22 protein-coding genes are annotated in these 23407 nt (G+C 68.5%); 7 read left to right on the top strand and 15 right to left on the bottom strand.

The features are described from left to right. Nucleotides 1-46 precede the first annotated feature (46 nt). From RKE25_RS12170 to RKE25_RS12160, 3 genes are all read right to left on the bottom strand, one after another. A complete protein-coding gene (locus tag RKE25_RS12170; RefSeq protein WP_311838367.1) occupies nt 47-655 on the bottom strand; it encodes a nucleotidyltransferase family protein in 609 nt (202 codons plus the stop codon). Next, nucleotides 652-1752 (bottom strand): XdhC family protein, encoded by a 1101-nt coding sequence (locus RKE25_RS12165; RefSeq protein WP_311838366.1) that lies wholly within the window; start codon nt 1750-1752, stop codon nt 652-654. Before RKE25_RS12165 ends, RKE25_RS12170 begins: the two co-directional genes overlap by 4 nt. 187 nt (nt 1753-1939) lie before the next feature. After that, entirely contained in the window at nt 1940-2125 is a 186-nt protein-coding gene (locus RKE25_RS12160) for a CsbD family protein (RefSeq protein WP_311838365.1), read from the bottom strand. A gap of 291 nt (nt 2126-2416) precedes the next feature. Between RKE25_RS12160 and RKE25_RS12155 the strand changes: the two genes are divergently transcribed. The 4 genes from RKE25_RS12155 (at nt 2417) to RKE25_RS12140 (ending at nt 6948) form a co-directional block, all read left to right on the top strand. After that, nucleotides 2417-3457, top strand: a complete 1041-nt coding sequence (locus RKE25_RS12155; RefSeq protein ID WP_311838364.1) for a DNA topoisomerase IB — start codon at nt 2417-2419, stop codon at nt 3455-3457. A gap of 173 nt (nt 3458-3630) precedes the next feature. Beyond that, the gene (locus tag RKE25_RS12150; RefSeq protein ID WP_311838363.1) at nt 3631-4461 is read left to right on the top strand and encodes an endonuclease/exonuclease/phosphatase family protein; all 831 of its coding nucleotides are present in this window, start codon (nt 3631-3633) and stop codon (nt 4459-4461) included. A gap of 160 nt (nt 4462-4621) precedes the next feature. Then, the gene (locus tag RKE25_RS12145; protein WP_311838362.1) at nt 4622-5827 is read left to right on the top strand and encodes an MFS transporter; all 1206 of its coding nucleotides are present in this window, start codon (nt 4622-4624) and stop codon (nt 5825-5827) included. Further along, complete coding sequence (locus tag RKE25_RS12140) at nt 5824-6948, top strand: FAD-dependent monooxygenase (RefSeq protein ID WP_311838361.1); 1125 nt, start codon at nt 5824-5826, stop codon at nt 6946-6948. The genes RKE25_RS12145 and RKE25_RS12140 overlap by 4 nt, the downstream gene beginning before the upstream one ends. 22 nt (nt 6949-6970) lie before the next feature. Here the strand turns inward: RKE25_RS12140 and RKE25_RS12135 are convergent, their stop codons facing one another. The 3 genes from RKE25_RS12135 to RKE25_RS12125 all read right to left on the bottom strand — a co-directional run bounded on the left by RKE25_RS12135 (nt 6971) and on the right by RKE25_RS12125 (nt 10207). Beyond that, on the bottom strand, nt 6971-7897 hold the full coding sequence (locus tag RKE25_RS12135; protein WP_311838360.1) for a LysR family transcriptional regulator: 927 nt from the start codon (nt 7895-7897) through the stop codon (nt 6971-6973). Nucleotides 7898-8052: 155 nt separating this feature from the next. Beyond that, nucleotides 8053-9225: a zinc-dependent alcohol dehydrogenase gene (locus tag RKE25_RS12130; RefSeq protein WP_311838359.1), complete on the bottom strand. Its 1173-nt coding sequence runs from the start codon at nt 9223-9225 to the stop codon at nt 8053-8055. A 76-nt stretch (nt 9226-9301) separates the two neighbouring features. Then, entirely contained in the window at nt 9302-10207 is a 906-nt protein-coding gene (locus tag RKE25_RS12125) for an NAD(P)H-dependent oxidoreductase (RefSeq protein WP_311838358.1), read from the bottom strand. Nucleotides 10208-10309: 102 nt separating this feature from the next. On the opposite strand from RKE25_RS12125, the gene RKE25_RS12120 reads away from it, so the two are divergent. Further along, nucleotides 10310-11245 carry a LysR family transcriptional regulator gene (locus RKE25_RS12120; RefSeq protein ID WP_311838357.1) on the top strand — a complete coding sequence of 312 codons (936 nt, stop codon included), beginning with the start codon at nt 10310-10312 and terminating at the stop codon, nt 11243-11245. A gap of 96 nt (nt 11246-11341) precedes the next feature. Beyond that, nucleotides 11342-11788 (top strand): H-NS histone family protein, encoded by a 447-nt coding sequence (locus tag RKE25_RS12115; protein ID WP_311838356.1) that lies wholly within the window; start codon nt 11342-11344, stop codon nt 11786-11788. 88 nt (nt 11789-11876) lie between these two features. Here RKE25_RS12115 and RKE25_RS12110 read toward each other — a convergent pair whose 3' ends face one another. The 9 genes from RKE25_RS12110 to RKE25_RS12070 form a co-directional block, all read right to left on the bottom strand. Beyond that, nucleotides 11877-12908, bottom strand: coding sequence for a hypothetical protein (locus tag RKE25_RS12110; protein ID WP_311838355.1), 1032 nt, complete (start codon nt 12906-12908; stop codon nt 11877-11879). Nucleotides 12909-13022: 114 nt separating this feature from the next. Then, nucleotides 13023-14030 (bottom strand): hypothetical protein, encoded by a 1008-nt coding sequence (locus RKE25_RS12105; RefSeq protein WP_311838354.1) that lies wholly within the window; start codon nt 14028-14030, stop codon nt 13023-13025. Then, on the bottom strand, nt 14030-14938 hold the full coding sequence (locus RKE25_RS12100; protein WP_311838353.1) for a nucleotidyltransferase domain-containing protein: 909 nt from the start codon (nt 14936-14938) through the stop codon (nt 14030-14032). Before RKE25_RS12100 ends, RKE25_RS12105 begins: the two co-directional genes overlap by 1 nt. Beyond that, nucleotides 14935-15750, bottom strand: coding sequence for a sulfotransferase (locus RKE25_RS12095; RefSeq protein ID WP_311838352.1), 816 nt, complete (start codon nt 15748-15750; stop codon nt 14935-14937). Before RKE25_RS12095 ends, RKE25_RS12100 begins: the two co-directional genes overlap by 4 nt. A gap of 22 nt (nt 15751-15772) precedes the next feature. Next, on the bottom strand, nt 15773-17215 hold the full coding sequence (locus RKE25_RS12090) for an HlyD family type I secretion periplasmic adaptor subunit (protein WP_311838351.1): 1443 nt from the start codon (nt 17213-17215) through the stop codon (nt 15773-15775). Next, nucleotides 17212-19353, bottom strand: a complete 2142-nt coding sequence (locus RKE25_RS12085; RefSeq protein ID WP_311838350.1) for a type I secretion system permease/ATPase — start codon at nt 19351-19353, stop codon at nt 17212-17214. Before RKE25_RS12085 ends, RKE25_RS12090 begins: the two co-directional genes overlap by 4 nt. A 22-nt stretch (nt 19354-19375) precedes the next feature. After that, nucleotides 19376-20059, bottom strand: a complete 684-nt coding sequence (locus tag RKE25_RS12080) for a secreted signal peptide protein (RefSeq protein ID WP_311838349.1) — start codon at nt 20057-20059, stop codon at nt 19376-19378. A gap of 58 nt (nt 20060-20117) precedes the next feature. Further along, the gene (locus RKE25_RS12075) at nt 20118-20729 is read right to left on the bottom strand and encodes a hypothetical protein (protein WP_311838348.1); all 612 of its coding nucleotides are present in this window, start codon (nt 20727-20729) and stop codon (nt 20118-20120) included. A gap of 612 nt (nt 20730-21341) precedes the next feature. Next, nucleotides 21342-21590, bottom strand: a complete 249-nt coding sequence (locus tag RKE25_RS12070; RefSeq protein ID WP_311838347.1) for a hypothetical protein — start codon at nt 21588-21590, stop codon at nt 21342-21344. Nucleotides 21591-22087: 497 nt separating this feature from the next. Here RKE25_RS12070 and RKE25_RS12065 point away from each other — a divergent pair, with 497 nt between their 5' ends. Continuing rightward, nucleotides 22088-23311, top strand: coding sequence for an SGNH/GDSL hydrolase family protein (locus tag RKE25_RS12065; RefSeq protein ID WP_311838346.1), 1224 nt, complete (start codon nt 22088-22090; stop codon nt 23309-23311). Nucleotides 23312-23407 lie beyond the last annotated feature (96 nt).

The raw sequence follows: 23407 nt of genomic DNA, 5'->3' as shown, positions 1-23407 counted from the left end.
TTGCCTCCGCGTTGGCATGGGCGTGGTGAATGGGCGACGACGTGCGCTATCCGGCATGGGCGGCCTGCCAGCGGCGGTAGTCGTGCGGTGTATCGATGTCGATCCGGGCCTCGGGCATGGGCACGCCATGCACCTCGCCGGCATGGCGAAGCAGCAGGCGGCGCGCACCTTCCGGCCCGTCCAGCGCTTCCAGTTCGTCGAAGAAGCGCGCCGGGAAGAGGCAGGGCGCGCCTTGCACGCCATCGCCGTGGGCCGACGCCACGATCGATGCGGGCGCGGCTTCCGACGCTGCAACCAGCGCGCGCAGATGCGTCGCACCGATGGCCGGCTGGTCGGCGAGGCAGATGACGATGGCATCGAGCGCGGCGCGGCGCCGGCGCATATGCCGCACGCCGAAGGCCAGCGAACTGCCCATGCCGTCCGGCCACCGGGCGTGGAGCACCGTTTCCGCCGCGAGACCATGCAGCGCGTGCGCGACCGCTTCGCCATGCGCGCCGATCACCACGGTCACCCAGGGCGACACCGCCAGCGCGGCGCGCGCCATGCGGCGCGCCATCGGCTCGCCGTCGACGACGAGCAATTGCTTCGCCGCGCCGTAGCGCGAGGCCTCGCCGGCAGCGAGCAGCACGACACCGATGGCGCGGCCGCGGTTCATGCGTGGATGGGACCTCGCACGTGGCTAAGCCGCCGCCCTGATCCGGCATTCAGCGCGGCCATGATTTCGGCCGCGATGGAAAGCGCGATCTCCTGCGGCGTCTCCGAACCGATATCCAGGCCGGCCGGCGCATGGATCGCGGTCGCCGTCTGCGGGACGGCGTCATGGATGCGGCGCGCGCGCTCGCGCGAACCGAGCACGCCAAGATAAGCGAGGGACAGCGGCGCCAGCGCCCTGACATAGGCCAGGTCGCGCTCCGCATGATGGGTCATGACGACCACCGCGGTGCGCCGGTCGAAGGGAAACGCCCGCGGCAGCGCCTCGGGCGCGGCATGCAGCCAGCTGGCCAGGCCATCGAGCCGCGGCGGCATGGGCGTGGCCGGCAAATGATCGACCACGGCGACCTGCCAGCCCAGTCCGCGCGCCAGCCGCGCCAGCGCCACGGCGCCCTCGCCGTAGCCGACGATGACCAGCGCCGGTTTCGGCCGCCACGGTTCGATCAGGACTTCCAGCGGCGAGCCGTCGACCTCGGCGCGTTCGACGAAGGCCGTTCCGCTGTTCGCTGTTTCGGCCATCGCATCGATGCGCTCGGCCAGCGCCGACGACGGAATATCGGTCCAGCGCCCAGAGGCGTGACGGATCAGCCGCCACGGCCGCGGCATCGGCGCCGCGTCATCGCGCGAAAACACCGTGGCGACGGTCCCGTGGGAACGGTCATCGTGCAAGCGCGCCAGCTCGTCCAGGAAATGGAAGTCGCGCGGCTGGACCAGCGGCTCGATGAGCACGTCCAGTTCGCCGCCGCACCCCACTTCCATCAGCAGATCGAGGTTCGATTCGCGGTTGTAGGGCACTACTGCCGCGGCGCGCGCTTCCATCACGCGTTGCGCGCGCAACACGATGTCGCGTTGCGGACAACCGCCCGCCAGGGCGCAGGTAACCTCGCCGTCGGCATGCACCAGCATGCTCGCGCCGGCGCGACGGAAGGTCGACCCCTGGGTACGCACGATGGTGGCCAGCGCCGCCGGTTCGGGCGTCTGGCGTGCACGCAGCTGTTGGACTGCCGCAAAGAGTTGAAGGAACTCTTGCGAAGCATTCATGGGAATCGCCCGGCCAGGAATGGCGCAGCCATGCTAGTCGTCGATGATGGCCGTGGCAATAAACTTTCGGGTAGATCGAAAGCCGGGATTCCCCCGGACAAGACCCCGACGGCCACTTACCCGACAGGGCGTTGTGACGTCCCGTCGCGGCGAGGCGGCGGCACGCGCCGCCCCGCCCTCCCGCTGATCAGTGATGACGGTCGAGATCGCGCTGGCGATCGTTTTCCTTGCCGATTTCCTTCTGCACTTTGCCGGCGTTCTTTTCGAGGTTGCCGGCCGCTTCCTTCACCGGATTGTCGGTGACTTTGCCGACGCCTTCCTTGATGGCGCCCTTGACCTGGTGCTTGGTACCTTCGATGCGATTCTTGTCCATGGTTTTCCTCCTGCCGCTGCATGGCGACGCATGAGGTTGTAAGCATCGGCGCGTGCCTCGACCGTGAAAATTACGGAAGACAAAAGCTAGTTTGGAACGTCCATTAAGCGACGTGTGCATGCTTGTTAGCGCAGCGGCAAATCGATGGAGAGAAAATGTGTGCGCGACGTGCACGCGACCCTCGCACCCACATGCGAGCCATGCTCGACCTCGCCTCGCAGCAGGCGCCTTGCCGCCGGATTCACGCGCATCCACCGCGCGATTCACGGACGCACTGGAAGCATGGCCCGCATGACGAGCCGAAGTGCGCCGCCCTCCTCGACGCCGGAAGCCGACGCCAAGGCCGAGGGCCTGATCTACGTACGCGACGACGAGCCTGGCCTGCGGCGGCGACGGCGCGGCAAAGGCTTCTTCTACGTCGACGCGCGCGGACGGCGCGTCACGAATGCGGCCGAGCTGGAGCGCATCCGCCGCCTCGCCATTCCGCCCGCCTACGTCGATGTCTGGATCTGCGCCCACCCGCGCGGCCACCTGCAGGCCACGGGACGCGATGCGCGCGGACGCAAGCAATACCGTTATCACCCGCGCTGGCGGCGCGTGCGCGACGAAGGCAAGTTCGTGCACATCTGCGCGTTCGGCAAGGCCCTGCCGCGCATCCGGCGGAAAGTCAGCGCGGACCTCGCCCGGTCCGGCTGGCCCAAGGAGAAAGTCCTCGCCTTGGTCGTGCGCATGCTCGACCGTACGCACATCCGCGTGGGCAACGAAAGCTACGTCCAGGAAAACGGCAACTACGGATTGACGACGCTGCGCGCGCGCCACGCACGCGTCGAATCCGGCCGGCTTCGCCTGAGCTTCCGCGCGAAGAGCGGCAAGCAGAGCGAGGTGGTCCTGAACGATCAGCGCCTCGCGCGCCTGGTGCGCCGTTTGCAGCATCTCCCCGGGCAGCGGCTGTTCCAGTACTTGGACGACGACGGCCAGGTCCGCGCCATCGACTCGGGCATGGTCAACGACTATCTGCGCGAGGCCAGCGGCGGCGACTTCACCGCCAAGGATTTCCGCACCTGGGCCGGCACGGTCCATGCCATCGGCCTGCTGGCCGGCATACCGCTCGGAGAGAGCCAGCGCGCGCGACAGGAATCCGTGCGGCAGGTCGTCTGCGAAGTGGCGAGCCTGTTGCGCAACACGCCGGCCGTCTGCCGCGCTTCGTACATCCATCCGCGCGCGCTCTCAGGCTGGGAGGACGGCAGCCTTCAACAGTGCGTGCCGGCCACCCTGGGCAACCAGCGGCGGAAGCTGGAGCAGGCAGCGCTGCGATTCCTGCGATCGAAGTAAGCCGCATCGAAATAAATCGCGAACTGGTTTGCACGGTGGCGGTCCGCGCGATGCGTACCGCTGCGTATGCTCGCGCCATCCTCTCCGCGTGATCACTTATGCCCACCGGCTCGCGACAACTGTCACGATCGCGCCGTTATAGTCGGCCGTCTACCCGCAACACCGGAGCATCCATGAACCGCTGGTCCCGCCTTGCCCTGTCCTTCGCCCTCGCCGCCCTCGCCTTGCCCGCCATGGCGGGAGAGCTCACGGTGATGAGTTTCAACGTCCGCACCCTGAATGCTCAGGACGGACCCAATGCCTGGGACAAGCGGCGCGCGCTGTTCGCCGACACGATCCGCCAGATCCATCCGGACGTGATCGGCACGCAGGAGCTGTTCAAGCAGCAGGCCGACGAAACGGTCGCCGCGCTGCCGGAATACACCTGGTTCGGCCGCGATCGCTTCGGCAAGCACACCGAAGAACACATGGGCATCTTCTACCGGAAGGACCGGCTCAAGCTCGTCGAGTCCGGTGACTTCTGGCTGTCCGACACGCCCGACAAGGCCGGCAGCATCACCTGGGGCAATGTGTTCCCGCGCATGGTGAACTGGGCCCTGTTCGAACGCCTGGACGACCACAAGCGCTTTTATCTGCTCGACACGCATTTCCCCTACCGTGACCAGGACGAGGATGCCCGCACGCGCAGCGCGAAGGAAATCGCCGCCTGGATCGCGAAGCTGCCGCAAGACGTGCCGGTAATCTTCACCGGCGACTTCAATACCGAACCGACCAGCCAGGCCCACGCCGTCCTCACCGCTTCGCTGAAAGACGCATGGCAGACCGCGCCGAAGCAGGAAGGGCCGGCGAAGACCTTCCACGACTTCACCGGCAAGCCCACGGTGCAGATCGACTGGATCCTCTATCGCGGCGCCAAGGCCGAATGGGTGCGCACCGTCACCACCTCGAAGGACGGCCGCTACCCCTCCGACCATTTCCCCGTAGCGGCCCAATTCACGCTCTGAAACTTTGCACGCGAGGGCGGGCGCCACGTCCGCCCGCCCTCGCGGCTCGGCTGACGCAAGACATTCCCCCGTGGAATGAGTGAAGTTCCCCGGCGCCGCGTATCGCGACCGGAGGGCGCCGCCTACCATGCGCAGCGTCCCTCCTCACGCGGAATTCCCCATGTCTACGCATCACGCCCCGGCGCTGTCCCGGACGACGCTCTTTGCCATGGCCCTGGCGGCCGGGCTGGCCGTCGCCAACATCTATTACAACCAGCCGATGCTCGAAGTGATCGGGCAGAACCTGCACGATCCGCGCGCCAGCGGCTGGATTCCCACCGTGACCCAGCTCGGCTACGCCGCCGGCCTGCTGTTCCTGGTGCCGCTGGGCGACATGCTGGAGCGGCGGCGGCTGATCGTGGCGCAGTTCCTGGTGCTCGCCCTGGCCCTGGTGGTCGCGGCGATCGCGCCGAACCTGGCGACGCTCGCGCTGGCATCGGTGCTGGTGGGCGCCGCCGCCACGGTCGCGCAGCAAATCGTGCCGTTCGCCGCCATCCTTGCGTCGCCCGCGAAACGCGGCGCCGCGATCGGCACGGTGATGAGCGGCCTGCTCACCGGCATCCTGCTCAGCCGTACCGTGGCCGGCGCCGTTTCCAGCACTGCCGGCTGGCGCGCGATGTTCTGGCTCGCCGTGCCCGTGGCGGTGATCGGCGCCGCACTCATGCGCCGCACCCTGCCTGCGCACCATCCGCGCGAACCGCTGCGCTACGGCCAGGTGCTCGGCTCGCTGCGCCGGCTCTGGACCAGCGAACCCGTGCTTCGCCGCGCCGCCGTGATCCAGGCCCTGCTGTTCGCCTCGTTCTCGGCCTTCTGGACCACACTGGCCGCGCGCCTAGCGCAGCCGCCGCTGCATCTGGGCGCGGCCGCGGCGGGCTTGTTCGGCATCGTCGGTGCCGTGGGCGTGGCGATGGCGCCGCTGGCCGGGCGCGTCGCCGACCGCAAGGGACCGGCGCCGGTGATCGCGACGGGTGCGGCAGCGACGATCCTGGCCTGGCTGATCTTCGGCGCCTGGCCTGGCCTGTGGGGGCTGATCGTGGGCGTGGTGGTGCTGGACTTCGGCGTGCAGATCGCCCTGGTCTCCAACCAGCACGTCATCTACGGCCTGCACCCGGAATACAAGAGCCGCCTCAATACCTTGTTCATGACCACCATGTTCATCGGCGGCGCCCTGGGTTCCTTCGCCGGCGCGACCGCATGGAACCGCTACGGCTGGACCGGTGTGGCCGTGCTGGGCGGCGTGCTGCCCGCCGCCGCGCTCGCCCTGAGCCTGCTGCAACGGCGCCAGGGTCACGCAGCCGCGCCGGCCCACGAGGGGGAGCCGTCGTGAGCCTGCGCATCGGTATCGCGGGCGGCTCCGTCGGCGGCCTGTTCGCGGCGGTGCTGCTGGCCCGGCAAGGACACGACGTCACGGTGATGGAGCGCGCGCGCCACGGCCTGGCCCGCCGCGGCGCCGGGCTGGTGGTGCAGGAGCAGGTCCTGCGCATCCTGCGCCAGGTCGGGCTCGAAGCGCTGGCCGAGCAAGGCGTCTGGGCGGAGGAACGCATCGCGCTCGACCGCGCCGGCCGGATCGTTTCGCGCGAGGCGCGCCGGCAGATGCAGATGTCGTGGGATTCGCTCTACGACGGCTTCCGCCGCTTGCTGCCCGCGCCGCAGTACCTCACCGGTGCGACCGTGCGCACGGCCGCGGCCAATGCCGACGCTGCCCGGGTGACGCTGGACGATGGCCGCACGCTCGCCTTCGACCTGCTGATCGGCGCGGACGGCCAGGCATCCATCACGCGCGATGCCGTCAACGCCGCAGCGCCGAGCCACCCGGCGTACGCCGGCTACGTCGCCTGGCGCGGCCTGATCCCGGAACGGGAAATGCCGGCCGCCGCGGCACAGGTGCTGTTCGACCGCATGGCCTTCCACCTGGGGCCCGGCTCTCATGCTCTGGGCTATCTCGTGCCCGGCGCCGACGGCCAGACGGCGCCCGGCGAGCGCCGCTACAACTGGGTGTGGTATCGCCCACTGGGAGCGGAGGTCTTGCGCGAGCTGCTCGGCCAGGCGCGCCATGCCGGCGCGCTGTCGCTGGGGCCGGGCGAACTGCCGCAGGCACTGCGCGACACCCTGGTCGCCGATGCGCAGGCCAAGTTGCCGCCGCCCTTCGCCGCCGCGGTAGCCGCCGAAGCGCAGCCGTTCGTGCAACCGATCTACGACTATGAAAGCGCGCGCATGGTCAACGGCCGCATGGTCCTGCTCGGCGATGCCGCTTTCATCGCGCGGCCGCACACCGCCATGGGCGTGGCCAAGGCCGCGGGGGACGCGATGACGCTGGCGTCCATGCTCGCGCGCCTGCCGCTGGACGAGGCGCTCGCCGCCTATGAGCAGGCGCGTCTTCCGCAAGGGCGGGCCGTGGTCGACTACGGCCGCCGCCTGGGCCATTCGCTGGCGATGCCGGGCGCCTGACGCCGACCGGCGCGGACGCGGATCAAGCGCCGGTGTCCAGCTCCTCGCCGAAGCGCACCGGCAAGTCCGCATGGAGCAGCTGCTCCACATAGGCGGCGAAGGCCCGCGCCCGCGCGGGCGGCAGACGTCCGGACGGATAGACGGCCCACGCATCCATGGCCGGCTGCGACCACTCTTCCAGGACCTCGACCACTTCGCCGCGCGCCAGCTCTTCTTCGAACACCCACGTCGAGGTCGCGGCCATGCCCAGGCCGGCAAGCACGGCCTCCCGCAAACCCTCCATCGCGCTGACGATCAGCCGGCCGCGAACCGGCACCTGCACGGCCTCCTCGCCCCGGCGCAGGTCCACCGTGGCCGGCGTCTTGCCGCGCGTGTAGATGACGAATTCGTGCCGCGCCAGGTCGACCGGTTCGCGCGGCACGCCGTGGCGCCGCAGATAGGCGGCGGAGGCGACCAGCACGCGGCGGGCACTGGCCAGCTTGCGCGCGGTCATCGAGGAGTCGTCCAGCGGCCCGAGCCGGATCGCCATGTCCGCGCCTTCGCGCCGCAGGTCCACGTTGCGGTCGTCCAGCCGGATGTCCAGCGTCAGCGCCGGATGCTCGGCCAGGAACGGGCCGAGGTGCGGGATGATCCGCATGCGCGCGAACGTCACCGGCGAGCATACGCGCAGCACGCCTTCCAGCGCGGCGCCCTCCCCGCGCGCGGCCTGCTCGGCTTCCTCCAGGTGATGCAGCGCCTGCAGCGCATGCTCGTAGAAGAGCCGTGCGGGTTCGGTGGGATGCAGCCCGCGCGTGCTGCGGACGAACAGGCGCGTGTCCAGCCGCTGCTCCAGCTGCGAGATCGACTTGGAAACGGCCGGCTGCCCCAGGCCGAGCCGCCTGGCCGCGGTGGAGAACGAACCGGCTTCCATCACGGCCACGAAGGCCTGCATCGTCGTCAGGCGGTCCACGCATTCCTCGCCGCTCGGAGGCGCGGAGGCCCATCCATCCGCGCGCGCCATGCGGCCAGCAAAACACCGCATGCGCCGACGATCTTACGCAATGCCGCGGTCCCGGCCGCCGCCCCGATCGGGTAATTCTTCGGCGCCGCCCACGGCTGCGTGCCTCACGCGGCCGGTTGCAACTCCACCTTCAGCCAGCCCGGCTTGCGCTGGTCGAACGCGGCATAGGCAGCCACCGCGTCGTGCATGGGCTCGACCTCGGTCAGCACGTCGGCCGGATCGAACACGCCGGAGGCGACCAGGTCGAGCAGGTGCGGCACGTACTTGCGGTGGTTGCAGTTGCCCATGTGCAGGGTGATGTTCTTGTTCATCGCCTTGCCGATCGGGAACTGAGTGAATTCCTCCGGGTAGACGCCGACGATGGACAGGGTGCCGGCCTTGGCCAGGGCGTCGATCGCCCATTCCAATACCTGGGAAGGCGCATCGCCGGGCTGGTAGCGATGCGCCTTGCCGCCATCGCCATGGCCATCGCCGTCCTGGGCCGGGTGGGTATGCGCGTGTTCCGCATCCACGCCCACCGCGTCGATGGCACGGTCGGCGCCGATGCCGTTGGTCAGCGCCAGCACCGTCTGCACCGGGTCCTCGCGATCGAAGTCGACGACTTCCGCGCCCTGGCGCTGCGCCATCGCCAGCCGATTCGGTTCGTGGTCGATCGCGATGATGCGGCCGGCGCCCATCAGCCGCGCGCTGACGATGGCGGCGATCCCCACCGGCCCGCAGCCGAACACCGCCACCACGTGGCCGGGATGGATGTCGGCCATGTCGGCGGCGTAGTAGCCGGTGGGGAAGATGTCCGACACCAGGATCGCCTGGTCGTCGCTGACGTCGTCCGGCACTTTCACCATGCCGACGTGGGCGAACGGCACGCGCACCTTTTCCGCCTGCATGCCATTGAACGCGCCGGACGCCTCCGGCCCGCCGAAGAACGCCGTGCCTGCGCGCTTGCCGGCCGGGTTGGCCCCGTCGCACTGGGCGAAGTAGCCGGCCCGGCAGTAGGCGCAGCTGCCGCAGGCAATGGAGGAACAGATCACCACGCGGTCGCCTGGCCGGAAGTTGCGCACCATGTCGCCGACCTGCTCCACGATGCCCACGCCCTCGTGGCCCAATACCGTCCCCGGCTTCATGCCCTTAAGCGAACCGCGCACGAAATGCAGGTCGGTGCCGCAGATGGCCGAGGCAGTGAGACGCACCACGGCGTCGGTAGGCTGTTCGAGCGTCGGCTCGGGCACGTCGTCCATGCGGATGTCGTTGACGTCGTGAAATACGAGGGCTTTCATCGGTTTCCTCCAGGTTTCTCCGGGCGGCGGCACGCGCGCGCCGCCGTGGGTGAACGGGATGCCTGGATGGAAACCGTTAGGCGGTTAGCGCGTCGTTGCCTTCGTGTCGACGGACTCCTGCACGCTCGCGGGCGGCGCCCTCCGCCCGGCGATCCGCCGCGGCCGGCCCCTGCTCGTGTCCGGCCGGTTCGCGCAGGTGCAGGCGAAAGCCACCGGCGCCCTCGTTCTCCAAGCCCGGCTTCAGGGTGAGCGCCGGGATGTCGTAATCGCCGAAGTTCTGCCGGCGGAACGGGATGGGTGCCTGCGTCCACAAGGCATCCAGCCGCGCGGCCAGCTCGCTTTCGATGCCGGCGGCGCGCGCCTCGTCCATCCGGTGCGCGCGGTAGACCACGAACGGCGGTAGCACGTCGAAGCCGGGATAGAACAGGACACCGTGATGGATGGGAAACAGCAGGTCATCGATCGGTCCGTTGATGCCGCGCACGGTGTAGTGCGATTCCCAGCCACCGGCCGTCACCACCAGCATCGCGCGCTTGCCGGCCAGCATGCCTTCGCCGTAGCGGTCGCCCCAATGCTGGTCCGAATGCTCGCCCACGCCGTAGGCGAAACCGTGCGCGTACACGCGGTCGACCCAACCCTTGAGGATGGCCGGCATGGTGAACCACCACAGCGGGAACTGCAGGATCACCGCGTCGGCGCGGCGCAGTTTGTCCTGCTCGGCCTGCACGTCCGGCGCCTGCGTGCCGGTCTCGAGCGCGTGTTGCGAATCTTCCATGGGCCGGACGCGCTCGTCGGGCGCCAGGTGAGCGAAGTCGGCGCGGTCGAGCGTAGCCTTCCAACCCATGGCGTAGAGATCCGATACCTCCACGACATGGCCCTGGGCGCGCAGGCGGTCGACCATGAAGTCCTTCATCCGCGCGGTGAGCGAACGCGGCTCGGGATGGGCGTAGACGATCAGGATGCGCTTGGCGGCGGGATGCATGGGCAATCTCCGAACAGAAGCGGCACGGCGGCCGCGATGGACGTACGATATCGGCGAACCGCTCTCGACAGTGGCTCCATTCATTCCATTCAATGATTCCTCATGGGCGCCAATAAACTCCCATCCGATCCGCTCGACGGCGTCGCCGTCTTCGTCCAGGCCGCGGAAGCCGGCAGCTTCGCCGAGGCCGCGGCGCGCCTTCAGCTCACCCGCTCGGCGGTGGGCAAGGCCATTGCGAAGCTGGAGCAACGCCTGGGCACGCGCCTGTTCCACCGCACCACCCGCAGCCTCGCCCTCACCGAGGACGGCCAGGCGTATTACGAACGTTGCGCGCGGGCGCTGACCGAACTGGAAGCTGCCGAAGCCGAGCTCGAACGCGGCCACCGGGAGCCGCGCGGACGCCTGCGCGTGAGCGTGCCGGTGCTGTTCGGCCGGCGCTGCGTGGCGCCGGTGTTGCGCGCACTGGTGCTGCGTCATCCGCAACTGGAACTGGACGTGACCTTCAGCGATCGCCGCGCGGATCTGCTCGAGGAAGGCATCGACCTGGCGGTGCGCGTCGGGCCGCTGCCGGACAGTTCGAGCCTTGCGGTGCGCGGCCTGGGCCTGCAGCACATGGGGATCGCGGCGGCGCCCGCCTACCTCGATGCCCATGGCAGGCCGGACACGCTGGAGGCCCTGGACGGCCATCGCGGCATCGTGCGCCACCACAACGGCGTCGACGTGCCCTGGGCGGTGCTGGACGACGAGGGACGTCCGCATCATCCGAAGATCGACGTGCGTATGCGCCTGGACGACCTGCAGGCAATCGCCGATGCCGCGGTAGCCGGCGTGGGTCTGACCTGGCTGCCGTGCTGGCTGCTCGCGCCGCATGTGCGCGCCGGGGAGCTGGAATGGGTGCTGGGCCACCGCCGCTCGCGGCCCATGGCGATCCATCTGGTCTGGCCGCACTCCCGTTACCTGCCTTCGAAGACGCGCGCGGCCATCGACGCCCTGGCGGAAGCCATCCCGCCCCTGCTGGCCGCTCCGCTGGATGCGTGAACACGATCGCAGGCCAGATGCCGCGAGGCTTTGCAGGATCGGCGCTTCCGGGACGCTGTGTTAAGGTCGGGCCCGCTACTGGCATAGGAAACATACATGGCCATCAATCTGAAGACCCTTTCGCCGTCGGAGCTGGAATCGCTGATCAGCACGGCCCGCTCGCAACTGGAGCATTCGCGCAGCCGGCAGATCGCAGAGGTGCGCGGCAAGATCGAGGCGCTGCTCGATTCCGCCGGCCTCGCCCTCGGCGACGTCTTTCCGCGCCAGGTCGCCAAGGGCAGGAAGGGCAAGGCGAGCGTGCCGGCCAAGTACCGCAACCCCGAGGATCCCAGCCAGACCTGGAGCGGCCGCGGCAAGCGCCCGCTGTGGCTGGTGGCGCTGCTCAAGAAGCGCGGCGTGACGCTGGACAGCCTGCTCATCGACGGCGCCGGCCGCGCCTCGCCGGCCACTGCCCGCAAGGGCGCTGCCAAGTCGGCCAGCAAAGCCACGAAGAAGGCCGCGAAGAAAGCCGCGAAGACCACGCGACGCGCGCGCAAAGCCTGAGCTTCCGGCATCGCCGTCGCGAGCCCCGTGCGCTGGACCGTTGCAGGTCCCGCACGGGGCTTTCTTTTTGGCGCAACCGAGAAGGCGGCTAGGTCCGCCGCGGCGCCCGGAACGGCTCGGTGATGTGCAGGGCGGTATCGCGCGGCGAGCCGCTCGTCGGCGGCTCCACCTTCGGCCGTTTGCTGGATGGTTCTTTCTTGAAGTAATCGCCGCCGTGGATCGGACTGTTCTTCTTGGATGGGCCGGTCTCCCGCAGCGGCGAGCCCGGGCGGTCCATGGAGCGCTTGCGCTTCTTGTCCTGGAGGCTTTTGTGGAACGCCTCGTCATGCTTGAGGACCGCCTTCCGCTCGGCCTTGGGCAGGTTCTTGAAGTTGGCCCACAGACGCCGCTTGCCTTCGTTGCGGTCTTCCTCCCAGGTCTTCCTGGCCTGCTTGTCCTTGAGTTTGGAAGCGCCCTGCGCCTGCGCGGCGTTCTTGCCCGGTGCCATCGACCACAGGGTGGTCAGGCCCGCGACCACGCCCTGGGCGGCCGGCGAGAGCTGGGGATCGGACAGGGCGCGGACGGACTGGTCGCGCAACAGGTTGTGCGCCTCGGCCTGCCCGGTGGTCTTCACGCCCGAACCGGTATGCCCGGCCACCTTGCCGCCCGGCGCGCTGAGGATGGTGCGCGAGGTGTCCGTGCGCGCCCCGTCGCCCGCTTCCAGCGCGGGCCGCACGTTCTGTTCGCGGATCTTGGCGCCAGAGTGTTTCTTCCAGGAACCGCTGCTGTTCTTGGGCAGCTGCGAGAAGCCCTTGCTGGACTTCTTGCGCTGGGACAGGACCTTGGTGGCGTCGGTCACGACATAGGCTTCGTGGTAGCCGGACTTGAAGCCGCGCCGCGTCGGATTGGAAGGCGAACGGAACGAACCCTTGCTGATCGATTTCCCGGCCGCCACCTGCTTGACCACGTCCGGCCGGAATCCGCCGCTCTTGGCCTGCGATGCGGTAAGCGTCTTGTCGCTCTTCGCCGTATAGGGCTTGCCCTTCTTGGGCGACGTGTGCTTTCCGGCCACCGAGCCGGCCTTGTTGATGCCCGTGGCTCCGCCCGAGGTCGTCTTGCCCCCACTCTTGTGCGATGGCATCCCGCGCTCCCCTGTCCCGTGCCCGGATCGTATCCCACTCCCCGGCGCGCGGCGTGCGGTCAGCCACGCTTTGGATGGTGCACTGGCGCGCGCCGGCCATAACCGGCGACGACGCTAGCGGCCGGCCTCCGCCTCCGGCCCGCGCTCGCGCGGCCGCAGGCCGATGCGGTGGTGCGCGGGGTCGTACAGCACCGTCCAGAACATGAAGGGCAATGCGCCCAGCGACGTCACCCGCCCCTGCGGCTGCGGGAAGAAACGATCGAGCGGCGGACGTTGCCCCGAGACGAACCGCACCTCGGCCTGGCCGATGCGGATCCTCACTTTCGCGCCGTCGCCGGACGGCTCGCCGGCACCGGCGAGCCGGATGCCATTGGCGCCCAGGTCCAGCACGAGCGGACCGCAGTGCTCGGCGCCCTGGTCGATCGCCACGCACCCCTGCACCGCATCGGCCGGCACGCCGGCATGGCCGGCGCCTTCGGCAAGCGGGATGTATTCGAAGCCTCGCAACTCGTCCTCGGAAGGATTGAGCACGAGCCGGCCATGCGCGTCGAACGCACGCGGCGCCTCCACCAGCCAGCGTTCCGCGCCCGCTTCGAGGGGATGCGCCCAGGGGTGCTTCGCGTCAGCCGGACGCATGGCGATGCCCAGGATCGCCGGGAAACCCGCGCCGGGCACGCCGTCGCCGCCGAAACCGAACGTGTCGTAGCCCACCATCGACGCCGGACAGTGCGGCCTCGCTTCCACGCAGCCGATCGATTCGACGAAATGCGCGGACGTGCTCCAGGCGCTCGCCCCGCCCAGGCGCAATTCCACCGGCACGACGCGGCCGGAGACCATCACGCCCGACGTGTAGGCGAAATCCAGGCTGGCGCCGTCGCCGGGCTTCGCGGCGGACGGCGGCTGCCGCACGAGGCGCAGCCCCGTCGAGCCGGTATCGAGCATCGCCTGCATCGGCGCGCCGCCGTCGATCGACAACGGCACGCTGTAGCGGATCGCGCCGTCGGCCAGCCGCGTCCGCGCGATCGGGATCTCCTGGCGCACGCCCATGCCTGCTTCCCCCCGCGCCGTGGTCACGCACGCGACCATGAAACCCCATGCCGCGACGTGCCGCCAGCGGGCCATCAGGCGGTCTCCCGGAACGTCACCTCATCGACATGCGGCGCCCAGAGCGGGCCACCCGCGCGATCGAGCACATCGAGCGCCAGCGCGAGCAAGGGCTCCGGATCGCCCTCCATCGCGGCGCGATAAGCGGCATGGACCTTCGCGGCCAGGCCGCCCATGAGCCGCTCGCCGTGCCGCGCGGCCCACTTGCCGCGATGGCGCCAGCTCTGGCCGGTGGCATACAGCAGCCGCATCAGCAGCGGATACACGCTCAACGCCGAAGCGGTGGCTTCCTCCGGCGACAGGCCGCCGGCCAGGTCGAGCAACTGCGTGGTAATCATGTGGCGCAACGCATGGATCGCCGTCGCCGGCGCCGGCTCGGGACCGGCTTCGTACGCCTGCGCGAAGCGGCGCTTGATCTCGTCCGCGATGAGGTATTGGTCGAGCAGCACTTCGCCCTGGGCGATCGGCAACAGCACGGATGCATTGCCGCTGCGGCGCGCGAAACCGATCACGCGATCGGCGCCTTCCAGCCCGAACACGTGCAGCTCCATCGGCACGCCGCGATGCAACAGGCAGCGGTTCCGCAGGAAGCGGCCGCGCGGCAAGGCGATTACCAGATCGATGTCGGAATACGGCCGGAACCCGCCGTTGAACGCGGAACCGAAACCGAACACCGCCGCGACGCCGGGAAAGTGCGCAAGGGCGAAATCCCTCGCCAGGTCGATCGCCTCGTCCCGCCCGATCCGCCCCGCCTTCGCCGGCTCGCCCGCGCCGGGATACGCGGCCTCGTAAAGCCAGCGCCGGGCGGAGGACATCGCTGCCGCATCGGGCGCGGCGCCGTCCGGTGCCGCAGCGACGACGGCGCCACCATCCTCCCGCGAGCGCGCCGAACGCACGGCCAGGCGCTCCAGCCACGAACCGATCATAGGATGCGCACCCTCTTGGGATTGGCGCCCTCGCGTTCCCAGAACGCGCTCTCGATATAGCGATATGCCAGGTCCGGCGGCACGATGCGCTCGCGCTCCTGCGCTTCGACACGCGGCTTGATCCGGTGCAGGCCGGGCACGCCAAGGCGGCGATCGAACTCGTCCGCGCTGTAGGCGAGGTTGTCGAAATCGTGCGGGAAATACTCCAAGCCGAGGAAGGCGTAGATGCCGCGCAGCGTCTTCTCCGGATCGCGCACCAGCGACTCGTACGGCACCACCACGATGCGGTCGCTGTGCGCGCCGTAGAACGCCTCCTTCAGGCCGTTGTAGGCCGCGCCCACCAGCCCCTCCGGGCTCAGCAGCGTATCGGCGCGGGAGTAGATGTTGCCCTTGGCGGAATAGCCGAACATGCGCGACGGCTCCAGCGGATTCTGCTGGGCGATGCGCTCGATGCTTTCGATGATCGCCACGATCGAACGCACGCACACCACGATCCTGGCCTGCTCGAAGATCCGAGCCAATGCGGGCAGCTTGCTCGTCCACGAGCGGTTGGTGTCGAACACCGTCTTGTCGGCATGGATGTCGGCGTAATAGCTGGAAAAGATGCCGCGCAGCACGTGCGAACGCTTGTCGTCGTCGATGAACGGATGGAACTCGCTCTTGCCGCTCATGGTGGTCTGCAAGGCGCCGAACATCGCTGCCACCGGCGTGCTCATGCCCGCGTGGAAATGCGGGTTCTGGTTGAGGATGGCCGCCAGCAAGGTCGTGCCGGAGCGCGGCATGCCGGAAATGAAGTGAATGCCCTTGTCCATTGATCGGTTCCAGTGCCTGGGTTCAGCGTTCGTGCCCCGCGTTCTCGATCGACTCGAGCACGGGAGAGAGCAGGTATTCGAGCAGGCGGCGGTCGCCGGTGCGGATCTCGGCCACGACGGACATGCCCGGCGTCAACGGACGCGGCACACCATCCACGACGATGTCCGACCGGTCCAGTGCGATGGTCACCGGATAGACCAGCGCGTCCATCTTCGGCAGCGGCGCGGCCGCGGACGCCTCGGGCGACACCGAGCGGTTCTGCGTGGATTCGGTGGAGGCCACTTCGGTGCTGGTGACGGCATCGCGCGATACATGCAGTACGCGGCCCGCCACCGTGCCGTAACGAGTGAAGGGGAAGCTGTCCACCTCCACTACCACGGCCTGGCCCGCCTGCACGAAGCCGACGTCCTTGTTCAGCACCTGCGCCTCGATCTCCAGCCGCGAGCCGGTCGGCACGATGGTCATCAATTGCTGGCCCGCGTTGACGACCTGCCCGATGGTGGTGACGGCCACTTCCTGCACGGTGCCATCGATGGGGGCCACGAGCGTGGTGTGTTCGAGCTGGTACTGCGCCTTGACCAGGTCCTGCGCGGCCTGCTGCAGCTTCTTCTCGCTGTCGTCGAGCTGCTGGCTGTTGGTGAGGATGAACTTGGAGATCGCCTCGGCCCGCTGCGCCTGGGTCACCTTGATCTCGGCGCGCGCCTCCGCCTGCCCGCCCCTCGCATTGGCGAGGCTCGCGGCCTGGGTGTTGAGGTCCTCCTGCGCGTTGACCAGCTGCACCTGGCTGTCGTAGCCGCGTTTGGCCAGCTCCTCGTGCATGGTCACGCGCTGCCCGCTGGTGTGCACCAGCGCCTGCTGCGCGGCGACGTCCGCCGATAGCGTCCGCTCGTGCTGGATCTGCTGCTGCAGCTTGGCGTCGAGCAGATCGAGCGTGGCGTGCAGCTCGGCGAGGTCGGCATCCAGCACGGATTGCTCGCGCCGGCGCGTCTCGCCATCCACGTCCTGGGGAAAGGCCAGCGGATGCGCGCCGCCCCACGTGGCCGCACGCGCGGCGGACACCGCCTCGCGCAGGCGCACCACCTGCGCCTCCAGGCCGATCTTCAGATCGCTTTTCTGGCGCCAGACCGCCGCCGCATCGACGGCTTCCAGCGCCACCAGCACCTGTCCGGCCCGGACGCGATCGCCGTTCTGCACGTTCACCCTGGCCACCTTGCCCTCCGCCACCGGCTGTACGACTTTGCTGCGGCCCTGCGGCTGGATGCGTCCGCGCGCGGTGGCGTAGATGTCCACGCGGCAGAAGAAGCCCGCCAGCAGCGCCACCACCAGCAACGTGCAGATCGTCAGCATCATGCCGACGCGCACGGGCGAGGGGTTGGATTCGACGATGGTGCGCGCCGCGCTGAGAAATTCGCCGACGGAAGCGCGATCGCGCCGGAAGGCGTCGAGCGAGCGGCGCCACTTCATGCCGGCTCCTCCTGCGGCACGACGCCGGCCTGCAGATTCCACAGCCGCGCGTAGAGGCCATGCGCGCGCTGCAGGAGTTCCTCATGGCTGCCCTGCTCCACGATGCGGCCATCCGCCATGCCCACGATGGAATCGCAATGGCGCACGGCGGCCAGGCGGTGGGCGATGATGACGACCGTGCGCCCCTTGGCGATCTTGGCCATGTTGGCCTGGATCACCTGTTCGCTCTCGTAGTCCAGCGCGCTGGTGGCCTCGTCGAAGATCAGGATGCGCGGATCGTTGGCCAGGGCGCGCGCGATGGCGATGCGCTGCCGCTGGCCGCCGGAAAGATTGGCGCCGCGCTCGACGATGGGCGTGTCGTAGCCCATGGGCAGCGCGCGGATGAAGCCGTCGGCGCCGGCGAGCCGGGCCAGCGCGACCACGCGATCGCGCGTCAGCCAGGGCGCGTTCAAGGCGATGTTCTCGTGCACGGTGCGGTTGAACAGCAGGTTCTCCTGCAGCACCACGCCCACGCGCTTGCGCAACCATGCGGCGTTGACTTCGGTGATGTCGACGCCGTCGATCAGGATCTGGCCGCTCTCCGGCTCGTAGAGCCGCTGCAGCAGTTTCGCCAGCGTCGACTTGCCCGAGCCGGACGGGCCGACGATGCCCAGCACCTGCCCCGCCGGCAACTCCAGCGAGACGTCCTCCAGCGTCGGGCGGCCGCCCGGCACGTGCCGGAAGTGCAGGTGGCGGATGGAAATGGCGCCCACCACGTCGTGGTTGGGATGCGTCACGCCTGCGTGGCGCTCCGGCTCCGCCTGCAGGATGTCGCCCACCTTCTCGATGGACACCTGCACCTGCTGGAACTCCTGCCAGAAGTTGGACAGCCTGACCACCGGCGCGAGGAGCTGGTTGGCAATCATGTTGAAGGCCACCAGGCCGCCGACCGTCATGTCGCCGGCGATCGCCGCCCTGGCGCCGAACAGCAGGATCAGCGCGGTGGTGAGCTTGTTCAGATATAGGACGATGTTCTGCCCGACGTTATTGAGCATCACCACCTTGAAGGCCGAGCGCACGTAGGTGGCGAGCTTCTCCTCCCACTGCCGGACTACCAGGGGCTCGATCGCGGCGGCCTTGATGGTGGGCGCGCCGGCCACCGCTTCCACCAGGAACTGGTGGCTCTCGGCGCCGTGATAGAACTTCTCGCGGATGCGCTGCCGCAGCAGCGGGCGGATCACCGCCACGGTCAACACGTTCACCAGCACCATCGCCACCACGATCCCGGTCAGGGTCGCCGAATACGCGAGCATGGCCACCAGCAGCAGCACCGCGAACAGCGTGTCGATGCCCGAGGTGAGGCCGGGGCCGGTGAGGAAAGCGCGGATGTTCTCCAGCTCCCGCACGCGCGCGATGGTCTGCCCCACCGGGCGCTTTTCGAAATAGGCCAGCGGCAGCGAGAACAGCCGGTGCAGCAGCTTGGAGCCGATCTCCACGTCCAGGCGGCTGGATGTGTGCGCGACCACGTAGGAGCGCAGGTACTGCAAGGTGACGTCGAACAGCCCGATCAGCACCATCGCCGCCGCCACGACGTACAGCGTGGTCACCGATTTGTGGACCAGCACCTTGTCGATGATCACCTGGAACAGCAGCGGCGTGACCAGCGCGAACACCTGCACGAAGACGGATGCCACCACCACGTGCCCGAACGGTTTGCGGTAGCGCCGCATGGCGTCGAGAAACCAGGCGAAGCCCAGCGTGCGGTTCTCGGCGGCGGCGGCGGACTTCAGCCCCACCAGGATGGCCTCGCCGGACCAGCGCTCGAGGATTTCGTCGGCGGTCAGCGGTCGGCCCGCGTGCGCACGCGGATCGTGCAAATGCAGGATGCCGTCCTTGCGCTTGCGCAGGATCGCGTAGCCGCCCTCCTTCAGGCGCAGCATGACGGGCCCGTCCAGGTCGTGGAGGAAGCGCCGCCCCTTGCGGCGGACGATCCGCGCCGGCAAGCCCAGCCGCGTGGCCGCTACCAGCAGCTCGTCGCTGCTCGCGTGGCGGCCGGCCAGGGCCAGGTCGTGCGCCAGCAGCGCCGCGGTGGTGGCCACGCCTTGCCGGCGCGCGAGCAGGGTCAGCGCCATCAAGCCCGTGTCGGTGGTCTCGACCATCCCTGTCGCCGCCTCTGGTGCCTCAGTGCGCGTCGGTCAGGGCATCCACGCTGATGCGGAATCCCGTCACACGCCCCTGCCCGCCGTCCTTGCGCAAATGGAACTGCGTCACCGGGCCCAGCCCGAGCGCAGCCATGTCCGTCGCCACGTGCACGCCATAGGCTTCGCCATTGCCATCGTCCACGTCGAACGACAGCGGCATCCGGTCGATGAAGGCCTCGTCGCGGGTGGCGTTCCAGCGGAGCTGGGCACCGGTGGCGCCGGCGATCGCGTTCATCGGCTGGCCGAGGCGTACGTCGCCGAGCCCGAACGGCAAGGGCGTGCGCGCATCGGAGATGGCCGACAGCGCGACGACTTTGTGGTCCTGGAATACGACGCGCAGCTCGCTGTGGGAAACCTCAGTCTCCGGTTGCGGCTGCCTGGCCAGCGTGGCGGCCAGGTCGCGCGGATAGACGTACACGCGGAAGGGATGAGGCGCAGCCGCACCGGACGCATACTCCGGGCGGCCCAGCGCGGCATTCACCTGTGCCTCGCTCATCCCCAGCGCCACGGGGCCGATACGGGTGCAGGCCGCGGGCGCGGCCGTCGCGGCACGGCTGCCGGGATCGCGCAATGCGGTGCTGCAATTCTCCGCCGCGGCCGTGCCCGCCGAGAGCAGGCAGCCGAGCAGCGCAACGAGCGGGAGCCGACGAACAAGGGACGACATGGTGTTCTCCATGGACAGACGCGGAAAAAGGCCCGGGCGCGCGGCCCGGGCCATGTCCTCAGTGGCCGTGCCAGCCTTCGTAGGTCGCGTACGACCGGATGAAGGCGTCCTGCTGCGCGGAGGTCAGCGAGCTCCACTGGCTCGACGAACTCAGGCCCGCGTTGGTCGGAATCGTGTTGATCATTGCCGACGTGTTGTTCTCGCTCGGCGGCGACCACACGGTAATGATCTGCGCCAGCGTGTCGTTGCCGCCTGCTGCGGTGTTGATACGGTCCATGTTGGCCTTGGCCGCATCGATGCCGGTCTGTACGTCCGGGAAGATCGCGAAGCCCGCATCCTGGCCGATGGAACCATGCGAGGTGGCGAACGAGCCGGAACGGATGTCCAGCGGATTGTTGTCGCGGTCGGGGTGGTTGCCCGTCTGCGTGAACGTGTTGCCGTCCTGCGTGGTGAACGTCACCGTCCTGCCGCTGGCCGTGGCCGAGACCGGGGGATTGCCCGTATCGCCGTCGTCGTAGCCGTAGGCGTAGCTGCCGTCGCCGTAGTCGCCATAACCGCCGTAGCTTCCGTAGCCACCATAACCGCCGTAGCCGCCATAGCCACCGTAACCGCCATAGCCGCCATAACCACCGTAGCCACCATAACCGCCGTAACCACCGTAACCTGACATGTCTTGGTCCTTGGATTTGAGTTGACGAACGACCTCACCTCGCATGCCCCGTTCTTCGGGCAAGCGATACCGCGTCGCACCGGCGTGCCACGGTCACGGGTCGAATGAAGTGTCATCTCGCTGACGTTCCGCCGGACATGGCCGCAGACGGACGGAGAACTCCATTCCCGATGCGATGAGTGGTCCTTGGGATCCCCTGAATCTCGCATCAGCTTTCACGACGCTCGAGCACGCCGTCAACGAAAACTATTTGCGATCCACGGCGAAAATACGTGCGGCAGACGAGCGAAACGGCGCCGCGCCTGGCGCCAAACCGCGTGCGATCCATGGCTTGCAAGAGACTGCGCACCGCAAGCTATGGCGGAATGGCAACGGAACGCACCGCGGATGCGGCACGCTGAAACATGATTCTGTGATCGGCATCGCACCTTGCGCGAGCGAAGTACTGATCCGCGTGCGGCCCATCGAAACAGCATGCGATGCCCGAAAGATGTCTCGCCATCGCATGGCGACGCACAGACTCGGCGACGGGACTTCCGCCCATCGCCTGCACGACACCACCGCATGCTCGCCACTCAGTGCGAGCGTCGACATGCGCGATGACGCGAAAACTTATTTGCGTGACGTCACCGCCACGAGCGACGCCAGCTCGTCGCGCGCCCTGCCGGTATCGCCGCCCTCCAGATAACCCAGCACCTTGAGCAGGCGCTCGTGAAGCTGCCGGGCCTGCGCTTCGCGGCGTGCACGAAAGCGTGCCTGGCGCTGGGCGCCGGTCAACGGACTTTCCTTGCGGGGACGGCCACGGCTGCGTTTGAAGGTGAAAGGCAGCGGAAGCGTGCCGGGATCGCGGGTGTCGACCATGGTTCGTGACTCCTGGTTGGCTGGGGCTGATTTTAAGTTACGTAACTTAAAATTGCAAGCAGAAATCCGGAGTTTCTTGAAGAAATTTCTTTGATCGAAGCTAGTTAGGACGGATTTTTGAAGTGACTTGTCGTGGCTCGTTCCGCCCACCGAAATTCGGGGGTCGCCACCGCCTCAGCGGGCCGCATGGGCCAATCTATATATTTATATTTCAGATGGTTGAGATAACTTCTTCGCGCAACCTGTCTTCGCTCGTTCTCGACCGAAAAACTCCTCGAGTTACGTGACACGCCCAACCCCGGCGAGAACCGCCACCCCTCGCGTTACATGACCACCGCAGGAAGAAGCTCAGGCGCATCGCGCCCTCTTCCCAAGGCCCCGGTGTCGGCGAATCGCTACGCGAGGTGCGTCTTGTGGAATTTGTAAAAGCGGATCGCAGATACCGTAACGAGGCTTTTGCTATAGAGGCGCTCCGCCCGTATGGCAAAGGACCTGGTATGCCCCGTCAGTTGCTCAAGCTCGTCCTGCTCGGTTCGCTGTGCGCCCTGTTCGCGCCGGCATGGAGCCATCCGCCCACAGCATCCGCATCGCACTGGGTCGCGGCCTGGGGCGCGGCTGTGGATTCGCCAGGACCGCACCTGTCCGACCAGACCGTGCGGCAGGTGGTGCGGATCAGCGCCGGCGGCTCGGCCGTACGCATCCGGCTGTCCAATCTGTTCGGCGCGGGCCCCGTGACGATCGGGCCGGCGCGGATCGCACTGCGCGCGCAGGGTTCGTCCACCGTAGCCGGCAGCGACCATGCCGTGTCCTTCGGCGGAAAGCGCACCGTCACCGTCCCCAAGGGCGAGAGCGTGCTGAGCGACCCCATGGCGATGGACGTGAAGCCGCTGCAGGAACTGACGGTCAGCCTCTACATCCCGGCCACGGCCACGCCCGGCCCGTCCACGCTGCACAACGCCGGCCTCGCCACCACTTACCTCACCGAAACCGGCGATGCCACGGCGGCCACGAGCTTTCCCGGCACGGAAGTGCACGGCAGCCGCTTCTTCCTCAGCGACGTGGAAGTCGCCGGCCCGGATGAACGGCACGCAGTGGTGGCCTTCGGCGATTCGATCACCGACGGCGTGGGTGCCAGGTCCGACACCTACGAGCGCTGGCCGGACCATTTCGCCGAACGCCTGCGCGCCGACCCCGGGCTGGCCAAGGTCGCCGTGGTCAACTCCGGCATCGGCGGCAACCGCGTGCTCAACGACGGCTTCGGCCCCAGCGCGCAGGCGCGCTTCGACCGCGACGCGCTGGACAAGCCCGGGGTGCGCTGGATCGTGCTGCTGGAAGGCATCAACGACATCGGCGGCTCCGGCCAGCCGGGGACGCCGGCGGACAACGTGTCGGCCGAGCAGATCATCGAGGGCATGAAGCAATTGATCGCCCGCGCGCACGCCAAGGGCGTGAAGATCTACGGCGCGACCCTCACGCCGTTCGGTGGCGCGGGCTGGCCGTACCACTCGTCGCGTAACGAGAAAAAGCGCGAAGCGGTGAATGCATGGATCCGCGACGGCGGCGCCTTCGATGGTGTCGCGGATTTCGACAAGGCCATCCGCGATCCCGCGCATCCGGACCGGATGCTGCCTACCTACGACAGCGGCGATCACCTGCACCCGAACGGCGCGGGTTTCGATGCGATGGCCAAAGCCGTCGATCTCGACTGGTTCCGCCGCTAAACCCAGCGTTACGTCACGCCCCCTCTCCCCTCCGGGGAGAGGGCCGCGGCGAGGGCCCTACGGAGCGCAACCGCCCCACCTGACGCGCCTCGCCAC

The organism is Dyella sp. BiH032 (assembly GCF_031954525.1).
In the GTDB taxonomy this organism is placed as follows: Bacteria; Pseudomonadota; Gammaproteobacteria; order Xanthomonadales; family Rhodanobacteraceae; genus Dyella_D.
The sequence above is the reverse complement of the archived record's forward strand: the minus strand, read 5'-3'. Positions and strand labels throughout refer to the sequence as shown.